This window comes from Flavobacterium cupriresistens (assembly GCF_020911925.1).
In the GTDB taxonomy this organism is placed as follows: Bacteria; Bacteroidota; Bacteroidia; order Flavobacteriales; family Flavobacteriaceae; genus Flavobacterium; species Flavobacterium cupriresistens.
Genome location: NZ_CP087134.1, coordinates 3,821,876 through 3,839,462, shown reverse-complemented (window position 1 = coordinate 3,839,462; position 17,587 = coordinate 3,821,876). Strand labels below are relative to the sequence as shown.

The 17,587-nt window shown below is 32.5% G+C and carries 18 protein-coding genes and 1 tRNA gene; 14 read left to right on the top strand and 5 right to left on the bottom strand.

What is annotated here, in order from left to right; translation table 11 throughout:
- The first annotated feature begins 109 nt into the window (after nt 1-109).
- The 9 genes from LNP23_RS16325 to LNP23_RS16285 all read left to right on the top strand — a co-directional run bounded on the left by LNP23_RS16325 (nt 110) and on the right by LNP23_RS16285 (nt 8,047).
- Nucleotides 110-808, top strand: coding sequence for a DUF1826 domain-containing protein (locus tag LNP23_RS16325; protein ID WP_230001985.1), 699 nt, complete (start codon nt 110-112; stop codon nt 806-808).
- Nucleotides 809-959: 151 nt separating this feature from the next.
- Nucleotides 960-1,748 (top strand): SDR family NAD(P)-dependent oxidoreductase, encoded by a 789-nt coding sequence (locus tag LNP23_RS16320; protein WP_230001984.1) that lies wholly within the window; start codon nt 960-962, stop codon nt 1,746-1,748.
- A gap of 219 nt (nt 1,749-1,967) precedes the next feature.
- Nucleotides 1,968-2,774 (top strand): phytanoyl-CoA dioxygenase family protein, encoded by an 807-nt coding sequence (locus tag LNP23_RS16315; RefSeq protein WP_230001983.1) that lies wholly within the window; start codon nt 1,968-1,970, stop codon nt 2,772-2,774.
- Nucleotides 2,775-2,927: 153 nt separating this feature from the next.
- Nucleotides 2,928-3,614: a CDP-alcohol phosphatidyltransferase family protein gene (locus tag LNP23_RS16310; RefSeq protein WP_230001982.1), complete on the top strand. Its 687-nt coding sequence runs from the start codon at nt 2,928-2,930 to the stop codon at nt 3,612-3,614.
- A gap of 1 nt (nt 3,615) precedes the next feature.
- On the top strand, nt 3,616-4,047 hold the full coding sequence (locus tag LNP23_RS16305) for a GtrA family protein (protein ID WP_230001981.1): 432 nt from the start codon (nt 3,616-3,618) through the stop codon (nt 4,045-4,047).
- Between the two features lie 215 nt (nt 4,048-4,262).
- Complete coding sequence (locus LNP23_RS16300) at nt 4,263-4,841, top strand: DUF4833 domain-containing protein (protein ID WP_230001980.1); 579 nt, start codon at nt 4,263-4,265, stop codon at nt 4,839-4,841.
- 195 nt (nt 4,842-5,036) lie between these two features.
- On the top strand, nt 5,037-5,654 hold the full coding sequence (locus tag LNP23_RS16295; protein WP_230001979.1) for a hypothetical protein: 618 nt from the start codon (nt 5,037-5,039) through the stop codon (nt 5,652-5,654).
- Between the two features lie 259 nt (nt 5,655-5,913).
- Complete coding sequence (locus LNP23_RS16290; RefSeq protein WP_230001978.1) at nt 5,914-6,513, top strand: hypothetical protein; 600 nt, start codon at nt 5,914-5,916, stop codon at nt 6,511-6,513.
- A gap of 157 nt (nt 6,514-6,670) precedes the next feature.
- A complete protein-coding gene (locus tag LNP23_RS16285; protein WP_230001977.1) occupies nt 6,671-8,047 on the top strand; it encodes a hypothetical protein in 1,377 nt (458 codons plus the stop codon).
- Between the two features lie 193 nt (nt 8,048-8,240).
- On the opposite strand, the gene LNP23_RS16280 is transcribed toward LNP23_RS16285, so the two are convergent.
- Nucleotides 8,241-8,648, bottom strand: coding sequence for a helix-turn-helix domain-containing protein (locus LNP23_RS16280; protein ID WP_230001976.1), 408 nt, complete (start codon nt 8,646-8,648; stop codon nt 8,241-8,243).
- Nucleotides 8,649-8,830: 182 nt separating this feature from the next.
- Between LNP23_RS16280 and LNP23_RS16275 the strand changes: the two genes are divergently transcribed.
- Entirely contained in the window at nt 8,831-9,391 is a 561-nt protein-coding gene (locus LNP23_RS16275; RefSeq protein ID WP_230001975.1) for a hypothetical protein, read from the top strand.
- A gap of 335 nt (nt 9,392-9,726) precedes the next feature.
- Nucleotides 9,727-11,031: a M20/M25/M40 family metallo-hydrolase gene (locus LNP23_RS16270; protein WP_230001974.1), complete on the top strand. Its 1,305-nt coding sequence runs from the start codon at nt 9,727-9,729 to the stop codon at nt 11,029-11,031.
- 259 nt (nt 11,032-11,290) lie between these two features.
- On the opposite strand, the gene LNP23_RS16265 is transcribed toward LNP23_RS16270, so the two are convergent.
- Nucleotides 11,291-11,364, bottom strand: a tRNA-Arg gene (locus LNP23_RS16265).
- Nucleotides 11,365-11,480: 116 nt separating this feature from the next.
- Here LNP23_RS16265 and LNP23_RS16260 point away from each other — a divergent pair.
- Both LNP23_RS16260 and LNP23_RS16255 read left to right on the top strand, forming a co-directional pair.
- Nucleotides 11,481-11,993: an adenine phosphoribosyltransferase gene (locus tag LNP23_RS16260; RefSeq protein WP_047775290.1), complete on the top strand. Its 513-nt coding sequence runs from the start codon at nt 11,481-11,483 to the stop codon at nt 11,991-11,993.
- Between the two features lie 27 nt (nt 11,994-12,020).
- Complete coding sequence (locus LNP23_RS16255) at nt 12,021-12,785, top strand: hypothetical protein (protein ID WP_230001973.1); 765 nt, start codon at nt 12,021-12,023, stop codon at nt 12,783-12,785.
- A gap of 3 nt (nt 12,786-12,788) precedes the next feature.
- Here the strand turns inward: LNP23_RS16255 and LNP23_RS16250 are convergent, their stop codons facing one another.
- From LNP23_RS16250 to LNP23_RS16240, 3 genes are all read right to left on the bottom strand, one after another.
- Entirely contained in the window at nt 12,789-13,439 is a 651-nt protein-coding gene (locus LNP23_RS16250) for a response regulator transcription factor (RefSeq protein WP_047775285.1), read from the bottom strand.
- A complete protein-coding gene (locus tag LNP23_RS16245; protein WP_047775283.1) occupies nt 13,423-14,214 on the bottom strand; it encodes a sensor histidine kinase in 792 nt (263 codons plus the stop codon). The genes LNP23_RS16250 and LNP23_RS16245 overlap by 17 nt, the downstream gene beginning before the upstream one ends.
- Nucleotides 14,215-14,842: 628 nt before the next feature.
- Nucleotides 14,843-15,283, bottom strand: a complete 441-nt coding sequence (locus LNP23_RS16240) for a hypothetical protein (RefSeq protein WP_047775279.1) — start codon at nt 15,281-15,283, stop codon at nt 14,843-14,845.
- Between the two features lie 274 nt (nt 15,284-15,557).
- On the opposite strand from LNP23_RS16240, the gene LNP23_RS16235 reads away from it, so the two are divergent.
- Nucleotides 15,558-17,573 (top strand): hypothetical protein, encoded by a 2,016-nt coding sequence (locus tag LNP23_RS16235; RefSeq protein WP_230001972.1) that lies wholly within the window; start codon nt 15,558-15,560, stop codon nt 17,571-17,573.
- The last annotated feature ends 14 nt before the right edge of the window (nt 17,574-17,587 follow it).

Below are 17,587 nucleotides of genomic sequence, written 5' to 3'. Positions count from 1 at the left end.
CGATTAGGTACAAATTTTATGAATATAAAAAACAATTTAAAAAGCAACAAGTGACTACTATTACATAATTTTGCAAAACATAAAGCAACTACCTTCCTAATATCATACCATGAACAAAACATTTTCTGACAACAACCAAATTGGAGTAGTATCAACTTTCTCTGAGCTTGTACAAACCGATTTCAAGGGAGAAATGAATGCACTATGCTGGCACAGAAATTCGGATGGTGATTTTAACGATGTTGTAGCACAGTTGAGTATAAAAGGAAATATAACAGAAGTTTATGCTGAAGACCTGATTGCGCTCCAACTCTCAGAAAAGGGGAGTGTAGCACGGGAAATAATCTTAAATGATTTGCAATTACTGACTGATTTTGGCGCTTCGCCTTCCCTTAATTTACTGAAGTGTTACGAACGCGATGATGAATTTGATTTCATATCAACTGATGTGTATTCGTTTCATGTTGATCGTTCGCCAATTGCGACAGATACTTTTTTATGTACCTATCACGGTGCGGCAAGTGATATTATTTCTAATTCGCAAGCAGAGCAAAAAGTGCTAATTCCGGAAGTCCGAACAAAGTTAAAAGAGCTGCATGATGGATCGCCAGAAGAATTCGAAGACTTTCTGAAGGAAAACTATTTTGATTTGCATTATCAGGCACATGCAGACGTGAAGCCTATTAATTTAGGGTTAGTACATCTTTGGCGATTGGCCGTAGATCATCCGGAACAACAAGTGTTACCCTGTATTCATAGAGCACCAATTGAAAAGGAAGGGGAGTATAGGTTGTTGTTAATTTGTTAGCGATTTTTTTAATTCTTTATTAGTTTAACAACTTGACTTTGACAGTTTTCATTTTCCAATTGAAAACAGAGAGATAGGAGGGAACCATTAAGTACGTTGCAGACCTAACAGTTTACAATTAATCTCTATATTTGATCATTAAATTAATCAAATGAACGAAAAAACGAAACCGTATGCCTTAATTACGGGCGCCAGCAAAGGGATTGGAAAAGCTATTGCTTATGAATTGGCTAAACAAGGTTATCCATTATTACTTGTCGCAAGAAGTGAAGAGGAATTAAAAACACTATCTGATGATCTTCAAGTTAAATACGGCATCAACGCTTCTGTTTTATCAATTGATCTGTCGACAAATGGTGCATCGTTAAAAGTCACCAATTGGATAAAAGAGAATAACTATCGGGTTGGCTTTTTAGTTAACAATGCCGGTTATGGTGTGTGGGGCAATTTTAGTGAGTCTTCTCTAACCGATCAGCTTGGTATGATGCAACTTAATATGAACGTAGTTGTAGAACTTTCACATTTATTAGTGCCCATACTTTCACAAGAAAAACAAGCCTACATTTTAAATATAGCGAGTACTGCTGCCTACCAAGCTGTACCAACGCTGGCTGTTTATTCAGCTACAAAGGCTTTTGTTTTATCATTTACCCGTGCCTTACGTTTCGAACTTGCCCCAACTTCAATTTCAGTAAGCTGTTTTAGTCCGGGTCCAGTTGATACAGGTTTTGCTGCCAGAGCTGGTTTAAATGCTTTTAGCAAAATGGCTGAAAAGTTCAATATGCAACCTGATGAAGTTGCTAAAATTGCTGTAAAAGCCATGTTCAACAGAAAATCGGAAGTTATTCCCGGTTTTACAAATATCATTTCGGTTTATGCCAACCGCATACTACCAAAGGCTTTCATCGAAAAAACTGCAGCCGGGATTTATAAAATTTAACTTTTTCAAAAAAAAATAAAAAAAATATTCTTTGCGTAAGTGAAATTATCTTACATTTGCTTAATATCTACTAATTCTATAGAACATGTGTAATAAAAGAAATTTGTTTAATTTATCTGAAAACCGAATGCACGCCAACATGCGAATGTGTTGTTGCTGTTGCAACTCTTTTAGATAAAATTTCAAACGTTATTCTTTCATTTATTAAATCTATATATTATGGTATCTTCTTATAAAACCTTTACTCTTACTGAGCAATTAACTGACGAGCAAATTAACTTTTTTAACCATTATGGTTTTATCCACTTCAAAAAATTTATAAATCCGGAAACTGTTTCATCAATCATTGATGCCTCGAAACAAGTGGAGCAAGAATGGATTGACAACGATCTTAAAAAGGTAAACGGTGTTCCAATTAAATTTGGAAAAGATTTAGATGGTTCACCTATTGTACAACGTTTTGCTTTTATCAATCAACATCATCAAACCTTAAGCGGTCTTCTACTTGATCCAAGATTCAATAGTTTATTAGAATTGGCTGGTGATGGCGCAAGATTAGGTACGGAAGAAAAAGACGGAATGGTTTTCAATCATTATATCAATGGGCCGGAAAGTAAGTTTACTAAAATGGGCTGGCATACAGATGGTTTGAGAGATATTTTTTATGGCGGAAAATTAAACCCGATGCTAAATGTAGGGATTCATTTAAGCACTTTACAACCCGAAAACGGCGGCCTTAAAATCATTCCGGGTACTCACAAACAAAGTGTTTATCAAATGCTTTTCCGTAAAAAGTACTTTTTAGATAATAAACCCGATCCACAGGAAATTTCCATCAATCCGGAAGCCGGTGATTTAACCATTCACGATGGCCGTTTGTGGCACAGAGTTGCAGAATCATCTATCCGTGGCGAAGAAAGTAGGAGGAGAGTGGTTTATATTCCGATTATAGCAGGAAAGTACGCTCCTAAAAACGAAAATAGCCCAACGGTTTTCTATCAACGTTTTGCAGGTATTGTTAAATAACATGCTGATTGTACTCGCATTTAGTTATCTGGTTAGATCAGGCAAGCTAAAAAGAACCACCGACTTTTTTAAAAATACCCAAAGAAAAATAAAACTAAAAATTGTAAAACTAGAACTGCCTATACTAGCAGGCGTATTAATATTAGGCTATTAATGGGGAAAGAAACACAGATTGAAGCGTATAGTGCAATTGTACAAAGAACATTTTCGGACCGTAAGCGAACTAATATTTTAAAAAGAGCAGAACAATTAACTATCGTTTTTTTGCTTCCAAAGGTGCCTGAATTCATTTCGCCAAACGTACTCACCTTAATTGGTACACTAGGTTCGGGATTAATTTTTTTAGCTTTTGCTTTAGGCACTTATTTCACCAATTGGTATTTACTTTTTGGTATTATTGGTTTGGTTATAAATTGGTTAGGCGATTCTTTAGACGGAAGATTGGCTTATTATAGAAATATTCCACGTCGTTGGTATGGTTTTGCACTCGATATTATTGCCGATTGGATTGGTATTGTACTGATAGGATTTGGCTACTACATTTATGCTGAAAACGGCACACAAATAGTAGCCTTTGCTTTTGTCGCATTGTATGGATGGTCGATCATCATCAGCCAGTTGCGCTACAAAATTACAAATGAATACCGTATAGATTCCGGTTTTGTTGGTCCAACAGAACTTAGATTTATTATTGCTTTAATTTTAATTATAGAAGTTTTATTTCACGGATCCATTACCTATTTGGCTGGTTTAATCTCTATTATACTGCTTATAATAAATACTATTGATAGCATAAAACTTTTAAAGTTAGGTGATTTAAGGGATAAAGCTCAAGACTAATATGTTCAAGAGAAAATCTATTTTCATTTTTCTGCAAGCGCAAGTTGCGGCATTTTTAGGCGGCATTACCGATTATGGCTTAATGATTTTATTGACAGAAATATTTAAATTGCATTTTACCTTTTCTATTCTAATCTCCGGAACCGTTGGCGCAATTGTCAATTTCAGCATCAATAGATTTTGGGTATTTAAAAACCAATCCGGTTATAGTAGCCACATCAATAGTCAGCTTTTTAAATTTGCGTTGGTTGTATTGGGAAGTATCTCTTTAAAATCATTTGGTACGTTTGTTTTACAAAAAGTATTTCAAATCGATTATAGAATCGGAAGATTAATCACGGATAGTTTTGTCTCTTATGGATTCAATTACCCATTGATTAAATATTGGGTTTTTAAGGCCAACAAAAAACAGAATGTAACTGAACAGAATTAGCCTATAAATAATCCATTGGTTGCAACTAAACTACATGTTTTTTGACACATAGAAAGATAGATTCTGATTTACAATTGAGGTGTTTTAAGAAAATCATAATTTTTACACATAGCATATGTGATTTATTTTAAGTGTAACGCCTTTTTAAACTTTGTGAACTATGTCTCTATGTGTTAAAATTAATTGCACCCAACGGGTCATATAAACATTTCGCTATGAACAAATTATCATTTAAATATTTTAGAAAATTACTAATCGTTATATCGATCTTAGTAAATATACATTCTAATGATCTGATGGCACAATCCAAAAATCCATCGCCATTAAATTTCCCAACGCCTAAAAATATCGATAATATGCTATTTTACATTCAGCGGGATCCTAATACAAACACTGCTATTTATGCCATAAACTACCAGGAAAATGGAAAAATAAACAAAAGCGATCCCATAAAAGCCTATTGGATTCGATATGCTGAGAAAGGAGATAAAAAAGATTTTAGTTACATACAACGCAAATTTGCATACGGAATAGAAAGCAAAACGGTAAATAATGAGGAGTTTGAGCTTCAATTTGTATCGTATAAAAAGTTGCCTTTAACCTTAAAAAAGATAGAGTCAGATCAAAAATACCATGTTTTTGTAAGTGTAAATCAGAAAAAAATACAAGTAGAAAAAATATTTGTACGCATTGAAGGCGGTTCTTTTTGGCTACCCAATGTAAAGTATGCCGAAGTCACCGGAATTGAAGCTTCTTCCAATAAAACAATTACGGAAAGGATGTTGTTGAAATGAGATAGATATCCAACAAATAAAAAAACCTTTTGATGATTTGTAAGAGAAAAAGAATATATTTGAAATAGTAAAAAGCGAAACAAACCTTCACAAATCTGCCTTAAAAAGGATGTATACATGAAGGTTTGTTTCGCATATATTAATGTTAGTGGATAGTTTAGAGCGACAGAAAATCGAAATAAAAATTGGCAAAAAATGAAAACCAAACTAATAATTTTACTTCTATTTATTAATTTATTTTCATGTAAAAAAACGGAAGAAAATCAACCTAAAACTTATAATAAAAAGATTAATGAACTAAAAACCAAAGGAAAAGAAAATGCCGAATTCAATTTTGACAAGTTTTTAATATCAAAAGGGAAAGTTGGAGAAATCAAAATAGGAATGAACCTTAATGATGCTGAAAATTCTTTGCGTGAAATGAATAGAAAAAAAGTAGAAGCCTATGATTTTGGTTATGATGGAGGCGGAAATGCTTTTATATATTCAATTAAGAGTGAAGCAATTATTGCTTTGATCCCTAACAGAGATACGACAAAAATTATCGCAATAATTGCAATTAGCAACAAACTAAAAACAGACAATGGTTTAAATCCAAAATCAAACATAATTGATATTCTAAAAAGATATCCAAAAATGGAAGTTAGTCAAGATTTGATGACCGAAAATGAATATATGTATGATGAAAATAAAAAATGGAGTTTTATCTTCCTCACTGATGAAAGTAACAGAATTGGAGAATATAAAGATATAGATGAATCAGCAAAACCAAAACGTTTGGAAGCCAAAATGGATTATATCGAAATTAAATAATAACCATCTCCTCAGAAATTATAAACTTAATAGAAGTCTCCCGACTTTTTACAGTTAGTTCTTATTATAGTCATGGATTTTTTTACATTCAGAAGAAATATTATAACAAAATTAGTTTTAAATTCAGACACTTTATGAAGTCACAGTTTTTCAGTTATATTTGTTTAAAATAGTACAAAGCCAGAGACATTTGCGCAGCACAAAGAAGAACACTTCGTAGAGCGGTGGTAATTTTAGACAAAAGCGAGAAAAATTAAAAATGAGAAAAAATATCCAAATTAAAAGTCTAATATCTATTAGTTTGCTAATTTTTATGTTGCCTTTTTTCCAAACTTGTTCTGACAAATCTATCAAGAAATATAGATGTATTGAAGAAGTCGAAGCAGAAGCTCTAGTTGACTCAACAAGTATTTCCTTTAAAAATTTGGATTATAAAACAAATATTACAACGGAAAAAAAAGTCATTGAAAACAACTACACTAAAGAAAATGAAACTTGTTTAGAAAGAGCTAAAAGTGAATACACTGTCAATGCCTATTATGTTGTATTTAAAAATTTTAATGAATTTGAAACCAGATATTTTTTAGATAAAACGTTTTATATTTTTTTAATTTTTAACATAATAATTGCTTTTACAATTTTGATGTTAATATTTGCAGTAATGGAAAATATAAAGAAAGTTCTAATTTTTAGTTATATAAATTTAATATTAGCAATCATTTGGTTTATCTCATTATTTTTATTTGGTATAATAGAAGAACTCAATCAAATAAAATATGGTTATTATTTATTTGTTTTAAATTCAATATTAATAATCATTGAAAGTAGAAATGAATTAAATAAACAAACCGAACAATAAAAACTGCCTACAAAAGATTTGGGTATTTGGCTGAATTTAAAGATGATTTCGTACTTAAAAAATTTGTGCATAATATAAAAACTCGCATATTTAATTCCAAACTTCTTGTAGCGCCAGAACGTTGGGCGACATACAACAAAAAAACTAAAATTCACATATGACAATTGAACAACAGAATAACGTATTAATACACATTGAGAATTTACTAAAAACAGACTTAGCTAAAAAAATTGCAGAAATTTATCCCGAACAAACAGAAATTGGAAACATCCAAATTTCAAAAATGACAGTTTCAGAATTTTTAAATTTGACTAAACGGTTATTAAATCAAATTGCATATGAGCTAAAAAGCGAAAATCGTTTAATACTACCATTTATCATTTCTACTCCCGAATTTGGTCAGTTTAGTTTGGATCAAACTGTAAATGAACTTAATTCACAAATTAGTAATAAACAACTAACTAGTGCTGAAAATTCATTAATGAAATTAGCTCAATATTCATTGCAAAATGGATTTTATGATAAAGCAAAATATAAAATCCATCCAATTGATAGTTTGAAATTAGAAAAACAGAAAGAAAATCTTGATATAATTTCAGCAAATTACAATGAATTAAAAACTAAATATGAAAATTTGATAATTGAACTAGAAAGCACGAAATCAACTTTAAATGATTTTTATGCCAAAAAACAAACTGAATTACAACAAATAACAAACAATTTAGATACCACTAATTCAAACAATACACAAATTCAGAATTTACTTACTCAAGCTTCCCAATCTCAAACGAAAATAATCACATTTTCAGAACAAGCTGAAAAAGAAAAAAACAAAATTGATTCATTAAAAACTGAAATTGACAAAACCTATTTAGAATTTAAAAACAACTCAAATTCTTTAATTTCCGAACTCGAAGATTCCGACAAAAATTTCAAAACTAAATTTACAGTTTTTACGGAAAAATTGAATTTCATTGAAGATAAAACAAAATATTTTGACGAAAGAAATGAATATTTAAACAATCTAATCGGAAGAGAAGTTGGCGCATCATTATTTGAAACTTTTAAACAACGAAAACTAGAATTAAATTCTCCTCTAAAATTTTGGAAATGGAGCGTTGCATTTATGTCTATTTTAACGTTCATAATAATTTTATCAATTTTCACTAACTTTTTTGGTTTATTTGGTGAAATAAGTACTGAATTTCATTGGGAAAATATTCTTGTAAACGCTTTAAAATCTTCACCGTTTTTCTTCTTATTATATTATACAATTGCTCAATATAATAAAGAAAGAAATTTTCAAGAAGAATATGCGTTTAAATCAGCTTCAGCATTAACAATAAAAGCTTATGCAGATATTATTAATGATTTAGAGAAAAAAGACGACTTAATCTTAAAAGCTGTATATGGCTTATATCGCAGTCCAATTTATAGTAAATTAAAATCAACAAAAGAGGTAAATTCTGCTTTAGATATGATTGGTGAAATCGTAAACAAAGGAACAGAAATATTTACAAAAAAACAAGTATAATCGTACAACAGCCGTTACAAGAGATTTGAGCATTTGTCCGAATTTAATTTACTTTTCCGAATCCCCCCGCTATTTGAAGTGTTCTAATGAAAAGCCGGTAAATGTCTCTGAATTAGCACCCATAAATAATGTTATCAAACAAAAAAGAGACTCGAAAGTCTCTTTTTTGTTTTAATATATCTTCTATAAATAACTATTTATTAATAAATTTCTCAAGCCTAGCCATCATTTCGTCCTTCTCTTTCAACATACGCTCATATAACGCAATTTTTTCTTCGTGAAGTGAAATCAATTTTTCAATTGGATGAATATTGATTGTTCCGTAATTAAATGAATTACCGAAAGCATGTTCTCCAAAAGTATTAGAAATAATATTAATCGCCTGTTCCTCATCAAAATTCTGAAAAGCTTCCACAGGAATTTTTAATACAGCTGAAATTTGTTTCAACAAATTATCTTCAATTACATCTTTTTGCTCCAGCATAGAAATTTTCTTCTGATTCCAGTCTTCGCCCAGATCATAAGCTAATGCTTCCTGCTTTATGTTAAGCATTTCTCTGAAACGTTTTATGTTTCTTCCCTGATGTATTTTCTGTTCCATAACGAATATTAATTTTTCTAAAAGCTCAAAGATAAAGCCATTTGGATTAAAAATCCTGAATTTCAAAGATAAAAAAATATCCCGTAAAACATCCTTTTTGTCAGATATTATATCCGATTTTCGAATAGATTATCCTTTTGAATGAATCGAACTTCACTTCTTAATTTTTAAATCTATTGACTATGAAAAAGAAGAAATCATCCTTCGAAACTAGCTTTTGGGCGGGATATTCGGCGGGAAATCCACTTAAGGCAATTAATGCTTTTTTTGATTTTGCAGACCTGGATTATTATAAACAGAGTTTAAATGAAGCGGTAATTTACAGCTATAAAACAAAAATCTACAGAGAGGACAATCCTTCTGATGTTTTTGTTTTGTATACCGTTTTCAGCTCCTTTCTCAAAGTCTGCTATTGTCTGCATGAGAAAAGCAAAAAACGAAAAGTGAAAGAATCTTTGCGCTGTGAAACGGTTTCCCATCTTTCTTCTCTCTCGAAAGAAGAATACGACAATCCCTTTATTGTATTTCAAAAAGCATTTGATGAAAAAACGCTGGAAGAATTTGAATTATTTCTATGTCAAATCCTGGAGCTTTTATTGTCTCCCCATCCCGGAGATTCGGATTCTGACTTGACGACGCCCTATATTCATTTAATCAAAATGTTCGATGCAGTGGAACAAATGAGAGAAAGGGGCGTTGAGAAAATAAAGAAAACGGATAAGGTTGTTGCTGTAACGGAATAAATTATCCGGTATTCGAATTTTAAAATACTATACTATGAACTTCAACATAGATTTTCTATAGGTTATCAGTTATAAAAGCAAAAAAAGCCATAAAAGAAGAAGCCGTCTCAAGTTAGTATTGAGACGGCTTCTTCTTTTTGCTTATGAAATGATGTGTCGTTAAATAAAAGCATACAACAAGCACTAAACCTCTCAGTTTAATGTTTTTAAATTATTCACGTTATAATTTAGCAATGTCGTCAGTTTTTTCATTTAAAAACTTCTACGAGCGCTAAGTTTCGCAAATAATTAACGTAATTTTGGTTTAATTAAAATGTTATTTATAAAAGTAAAATATGAAAAAAATTATTGTAAGTATGTTTGTTCTAAGTCAATGTTTTAATGTACATGGACAATCGATTGATAAAATTATTACGACCAAGGAAGTAACTCGTATAGAGAAAATACTTTCGGCTGATGATATGCAGGGTAGGAGAACTTTTACTCCCGGTATTGAGAAAGCATCTGCTTTTATAGAATCAGAGTTTAAAGAAATTGGTTTGAAAACTTTCAATACAGCAACAAATTATAGACAAGAATTTTCGATAACGGTCTCTAAAGGAGTTTCTTCAAAAATTACTATTGATGGCAAAGAAATAAATAATAATCAAATTGCAACATTCTCCTACCTTCCTCAAGTTTCTTTAACTGAAAAAAGCGATATTTCTATTGTAAAAATCAATAAAGGGGATAACATTGGGGATAAATTTAATGAATATTATAAAAGTTCGAAAAATCTTTTGGTACTAGTTGACCCTTCATTTGATAGTGTTTTACCAAATATTCAACATATTGATCGAGTAAATTCTAATCCCGGAAACAATACAATTATGTTTGTTTTTGGCACCACAGAAGCGACCACTTTCTCTGTTGAATTAACGAATGTAATCTCCAAAAAAACATTGAATAATGTTGTTGGAATATTACCCGGAAAAACTAAACCAAATGAGTATGTGATTTTCTCAGGGCATTATGATCATTTAGGAATAGGCTCTCCCCAAGAAGGTGCTCCACATCCTGCAACAGATTCTATTTATAATGGCGCTAATGATGATGCCGCTGGAACAACAGCAGTAATTATGCTTGCGAAATATTTTAAAAAACAAAATAACAACGAGCGCACTATCATTTTTACCACATTTACAGCTGAAGAGATAGGTGGTTATGGAGCCAAATATTTTTCTAAACAGCTTGCACCGGAAAAAGTGATTGCGATGTTTAATATTGAAATGATAGGAACAGAATCTAAATGGGGTAAAAACTCTGCTTACATTACAGGCTACGAAAAGTCGAATATGGGAGAGATTTTGCAAACTAATTTAAAAGGATCAAGTTTTACATTTTATTCAGATCCTTATCCGGAACAACAATTATTTTACCGCTCCGACAACGCTACGTTAGCCAAGCTTGGAGTTCCTGCTCATACCATCTCTACTTCAAAAATGGATAATGAGCTAACGTACCACACAGCCGATGATGAATTTGAAACGTTAGATATTGATAACATGACCCAAATAATAAAATCAATTGCCTTAAGTTCTTCTTCAATTATTAGTGGAAAAGATACGCCAACAAGAGTAAATACTACTCAACTGAAATAACAGAAGTAAATTACAAAGAATCGAAAAAGCACTGAAAATGATTGGTTTTCAGTGCTTTTTTAGTATTTGTCTTGTCCTGATATAGGTTGACTATTTTTGTTTTATTTATATCAAAAACATTTGATTGTAACCCCAAACCTAACAGGTTTTAAAAACCTGTTAGGTTTAATTCACAACATTTTCGGAAGTAAAAACCCGTTAAATTCGATTGAAAAAAACAAAAAAAAGCCCATTTCGTTAAAAATGGGCTTTTCAGCTGTGACCTCGACTGGATTCAAACCAGTAACCTCTTGAGCCGTAATCAAGTGCGCTATTCAGTTGCGCCACGAGGCCTTTTTATTTCTCAATTTAGCTAAAATTCTGTAGCTTTGTTGAGCGCTTATTGCGGGTGCAAAGATAGCTATAAATGTGAGATAAACAAGGAAAAAATAATATAAAAACAAAAAAAAATGAAGTTCGAAAGTTATATACGTGATATTCAAGATTTTCCCAAAGAAGGAATTTTATTTAAAGATATTACCCCGTTATTAAATGATCCGGTTGCCCGGAAAGAATGCCTGTCAATTCTGCTAGCATCGCTAAACGGACAGGTTATCGACAAAGTTATAGGTGCTGAAAGTCGTGGGTTTTTCTTCGGTATGTTGTTGGCTCAGGAATTGAATGCGGGTTTTGTACCGGTTCGTAAACCTAAAAAACTGCCTTACACAACTATTTCCGCTTCTTATGACTTAGAATACGGCACAGATACCTTAGAAATTCATACAGATGCCATCAAAAAAGGAGACAGGGTCTTGATACATGATGATGTTTTAGCAACCGGAGGAACAGCTAAAGCACTTGGAGAATTGGTAAAGGAATTGGGTGGAGAAATTGTACAGTTTAATTTTCTAATGGAGCTTTCATTTTTAAACGGTAGAGATAAAATTGCCGAAAACCCTATTTTTGCGGCAATAACCTACTAATCCAGTGACTTTAACCCAAATCTGAAAATGAAATATATTTCTCTACTAGCAGCACTGTTCTTATTTTCCTGTAATGACCAAAAAACAACATCCTCTGAAACACCTGTAAAAACAGCAGCGAATAAAGAAAAGCAAATCCCAAAGGCTTCCCAAGAAGAGGCCTTTTTTAGTGCTATACGCCCAGGAGAGAGATTGAATAAAGAAAAAGAATACTCAGATGAAGTGGAATATGTAGAATATGATGACAACGGCGATTATAACCTGTTTACCATAAAAAAAGGCAAGGAAACTGTAGCATTGAACACTAATTTTGAAGGAACTGCTGCCTTTCTGAGGGGCGACATTTTAGAAATAACCTGGAAAATAGATACAACTTACAGTGCAGGCGACGGAGAGAAACTCGATTTCACACCTTGGCTGATAAAAGCTAAAAAAGTAAAAGACGGTAGCGTAAGTCTATTTAAAAGAAAATACAAAAAACCAATTAAATATTATTCGACAGGCGAGGAGCAGTATACAAAGTCTTTTGTGGAATACCTCAATGTTTTGGTCGAGTACTACCTCGCAAATTCTAAAAGAGAGCTCGTAAAAGCAAACCTCCAAAATCCGGACACCAATTTGGTTTATTCGATAGAAAATGGAGATAAAGACGGTCGCTCTTATGTTATTGTTGGAATTTCAAACGAATTCGAAAATCATACCAGTATAATTCAATGGTTGTATTTAGATAACGAAACCAGGAAATTATATGAGTATGATTTGGCAAATGATACATTAATCGAATTTAAGTAGTCTTTAAACCAAAACAATTTTATGTTTGATCGCATATAAAACTAAACCAATTCGGGTTTTAATTTCGAGTTTATCAAACAGGGACTCTCTGTAGCCATCAATTGTTTTGGGACTCAGACACATTTCTGAAGCAATTTCCTTATAGGTTTTTTCACTGCAGGCATGTCTTATAAAAACAATTTCTTTTTCTTTTAAACTGACTTTTTTAGAATCGTCATTGGCTTTTTTTACGAGCATTCCTGAGACTAATTCGGTAAAATAGAACCCTTTATCGATCACGCACGACATTGCTTCCTTAAATATTTCGGGCGAAGTGTCTTTTAGTAAATAACCTCTGGCACCATTAGTAATCATTTTGATGATAATTTCTTCATCATCGTTTACCGATAGCGCTATAATTTTTAACGAAGGCCTGTTTTCTTTGACCCATTTCATTGTTTCAAGGCCGTCTAACACAGGCATATTGACATCTAAAAGAATCAAATCTACCTCTAAGTCTGTGTTTTCCTGAAGATATGTTATAAAAACTTTGCCGTTTTCAAAGCGATTGACCACGTCAAATTCTTTAAAACTATTGATCAAAAGCTGCAAGGATTGTGAGAACAACTGGTGATCATCGACAACAATAATTTTATTTTTAACTTTTGTTTTCATCGGGTGTGGTTAAGGGATATTCTAAAGTTATACTTGTTCCGGATGTATTGGATTCCATAATTAGTTTAGCACCAATTAGTTTAGCTCTCAATTTCATATTGTTTAAACCAATTCCGGAAGTGACTTTTTTGGTGTCATAACCAATTCCGAAATCCTTCATTTTTAACTGAAAAAGGTCTGCTGTTGTCGTAATATCCACCTCGTATAAATCGCTGAGAGAATGTTTTAAACTATTGTGCAAAGCTTCCTGAAAAATGCGGTAAATAAACAAATCATGCTCTTCGTTAATCTCAGGTATTTCTCCTGTAAATTTATAATTATAGTGAATGTGTTTCAGTTTTTTTATGCGTTCCAAATCCTGTTTTATCGCTTCTATAAAATTGGATTGCAATAAGTTATCCTTGTTTATAATGCGGGATAAAATCCGAATTTCGTCGAGTGATTTGGCTAAAACATGCTTAAGATCGGTAAGCTCTTTGCTTTTAATTGATTTTCCGGTTTGTATGTACATATTAAGCTGCATAATTCCCACTGAAACAATCTGGCCAATATTGTCGTGCAGTTCTTTGCTGATTTCGGAGAGCGTCTGATCTTTAATCTCAATCCTGGTTTTGACTAACTCTGATTGAAAGTACATTTCAGATTCCATTTTCTCAACCAGATAATTGTTCTTTTTCTTCAAAAAATAGAAAAAAAGCACAAGCAACGTGATGAGTAGAGTAAAAAAAACAATACCTAATGAAATGACTAATAATTGTATTTCTTTTCGCTCCATATAAATCCGATTATAAAACAACTGTGTGCCAGAAAATTTAAAATAAAAACAACTAAACTAAAAATAGAGTCGTCTTGTTTGATTAAAAACCAGTTTATCGCTAGCATAAAAGGCAGAAAAGGAACGTGAAAGACCAATATGCCTAAGATATACCAAAAAAAAACAGATTTTTTAAAGTTTAATATTTTGTCTGAATTAAAGATCTCTACCAAATAGAGACAGGCAAGTATCATCACTACTATAACTCCTATTGCAAAACTGTATGTAAACGAGTGATTCATATCTTCTTTGAAATATAAAATATTCAAAAAAAAGGAAACCACGAACAGCCCTAAAAATAGTACCGCAGAAATTCTGTTATCCCGCTTCAATAAAAGGCTTCTGAGTAATAGTATATAGGCCGAGAAACTAACGAACATGTAAAAATTATAAACATAATAGTTTAATAAACCTGTCCATTGTGTAAAAAAGTAGCCGACTATTTCAATTAGCACTGAAAACCAGATTAAAAGTACTAAAAATTTAGCTTTATTACTAGGAAGTTTATGCAACGAGATTAACCCGATGATTCCTGATAGCAAAGCTAAATAGACGATATAAGATCTTAAAAATTCAAACATAATTTTTTTTAGTAGGTTAGGCTAGGTGGTCTTCCTATGTTGCCATAATTCATTGGTTGAATGCTTTCTATGTCATGTGATTCTTCTTCTTCAACCGTAGAAGCAAAACCTTGCATTTTGTTTGCACTCGATACTGAGCTTGCTTTTTTTCCAGTAGGAGCCAGAAAAAGTGTAGTCAGACCAGCTTTCTCGCCATGTTTTTCGTCCTCTGGGTATACGCCAAAATAGAATCGGATCCCGTCTACGTCATATCCGTTTTCAACTCCTTGTGTTTTAATATACTGTATATAGCTTTCTAAAGCTTCCAGTGAATACCAAATGGCATTTGCGTCGTCTTTTTTGGTTGATTTACGGATTATTTTCGCTCTTTTATGCGTGTAATTCGAATTCAGCTCCTTGGCAAATTCTCTCGTTATCAACTGATTGGGTTTTGAAGAAGGGTTTTTCATGTTTTTTAGTTTTAAAGTGTAATTAGTTAAAAAGTTATTAATTAAGGTTTTTGATAATCTTACGTACAAAATTATTTCAAATGACAAGATGCGACAAGGGGGAATTTACCCTTTTTTACGCAGGTAAATTTATTTAAAAATTTGGGCTAAAGCGCTGTTACAGGATAATTTCTAATGATACAATTTTACATCGTTCCTTTTTTCGAACAAATGAGTCAGGCGAAACTCAAAAAAAAGAGCCAATTAAAAATGTAAAACTTTAAATTATTTAATTATGTCACAACCAACACCTCTAGGTTACCCACATGCAGGAGCCGGAACAGTAGAAATCCTTTTAGAAAAAGAAGATGGAGCAGATTTTGCAGTCCTTTTTTCACCAGATCCCAACAATATGTTATTGAGAGACGCGGGATTACCAATGCAGTTTTATTATTATCCAAAAGCACCACGCCTGGCGAAACACCCTGACGGAAGATTCAAATTCTCTATGCAGGTTTTTAAATCAGAAGGAGATTCCTCAACCGTAATCGGTGCAGAAGGACTGGAAGAAGAAGCAGGAGCTTATACTACATTGACAAGCACTATAGATTTACCGGAAGCTTTATTAAAGAAAGCAATCGATAAATTGAAAACAAAGCTTCACACGAGCTATAACAATCAAAGAACTTCAAAACTTTTTGGATTGTTTTCTTTCCTAAAAGGAGTTGACAGAGATTTTAACGAAACAAACGTTAGACCGATACAGTTAACAGAGAACAAAATTGCCATGCATATAGTAGGAGAGAAGTCTCCAAACAATCCTTTTGGAGGGGCTAATCCATGGACGTTTAATATTCAGGGAGAAGGAAACGGAAGTACTTTTGGACTTGGAGATAACGCATTGTCTGTATTAATGGGACGTAACAGTGCTTCCTTAGTGAAAGGCGCTTTAGAAACAGGAACCAATAACCTGGTTGTCGAGAACAGTATCAAGTACAAAGGATACATGCCAACAACAACTATTAAAACTACTGTAGATGTCAAAAAAGTACACACTTATTTTTCTGCTAAAGTAAATGCCAGCTGGTCATTTGTTGATGTAAACTGGGAACATGAGTATGAGAAAATCTTAACTCAAGGTGGAATCATCAGTGAAATCATCACAGACAACCAATTCTCTAACGAGGAAAGAAAAAAAGTAGAAGAAGCACTTTTAACCAAACAAAGAGATTTTGCTTTTCAAATGGTACAAAAACAAATTTTTGATGCTCCTGAAAAACAATTTACTCCGGCATCTACACCGGAAAAACCAGGAGGATTCTTTAGAGTGCTATTTGGACTGGGCAGCGTAGGAGTAAGCTTAAAATCCGGAACTCAAATTAGAGAAGTAAAATTTACCGATGAAATTAAATTCTCTGCCATTGAAGTTTTAGATTCAAAAATCAGTGGAAATCTGACTCCTTTGACTTTAAAATCAGGAGCTGAAGCAAAAGCAGAACTAAAAAAATACATCACTGAGATTCAGCTTGATGAAGATTTTTCTAAAGTTCAGGTAATTGCGTCCTTAAACGGTGGTTTGATTAAACTGGACAAAGACAGCGATATTGTAAACGACAGTCCAGTGAGCCAGGTTTCTATCGAAGTTGGTTATCCAGATTCAAAAGGAAAAATAATCTGGAAAAGCTCCGGAAGAATGATTGCACCTGAAGGTACTCCGTATGTGAAAAATACGAGCAAATCCGGTAAAGAAATTGACGCTATTTTCCCGGCAACATGGAATGATAAATCCAAAGAGAAAAATGCTTTTGTCTTTGATTTTGTGAAAAACAATGGTTCGACCAAAATTAAAGTAAGACAAGAAGTAATGTACGAGAAAGACAAGAGAATCAAATTAAAAGATACCACCAGAGAATTTGAATTTGAAGGAACCAAAGTCTTCGTACCACTACCGGTGATGAACATGATCAATTATACATTGTCTACCGAAGAACTTTTTGAATGTGATACTTTGGAGGTTACCTTAAAAGTAGACAAAATGTCAAGCAAAAAATTCAAATTTACAGCTGACAATTTTGAAGACGCAATACCTTACAGAGCTTGGTATGAATTAGATTATACCATAAAACCAACTGAATACAAAGTAAAATATACTTGTAACGGTAAAATTGGTAAAAAAGCCAAAAAGGTAAGTATCTCTACGGATTATCAAAAAATTGATTATTTAGAAGGGGATGTTTTATTCGAAATCCCAACAGGAACTGCTGCTCAAAATGCGGACATAGAAAAAATCAGAGCGCCATTTATGGAATAGTTTTTTTCTAAACA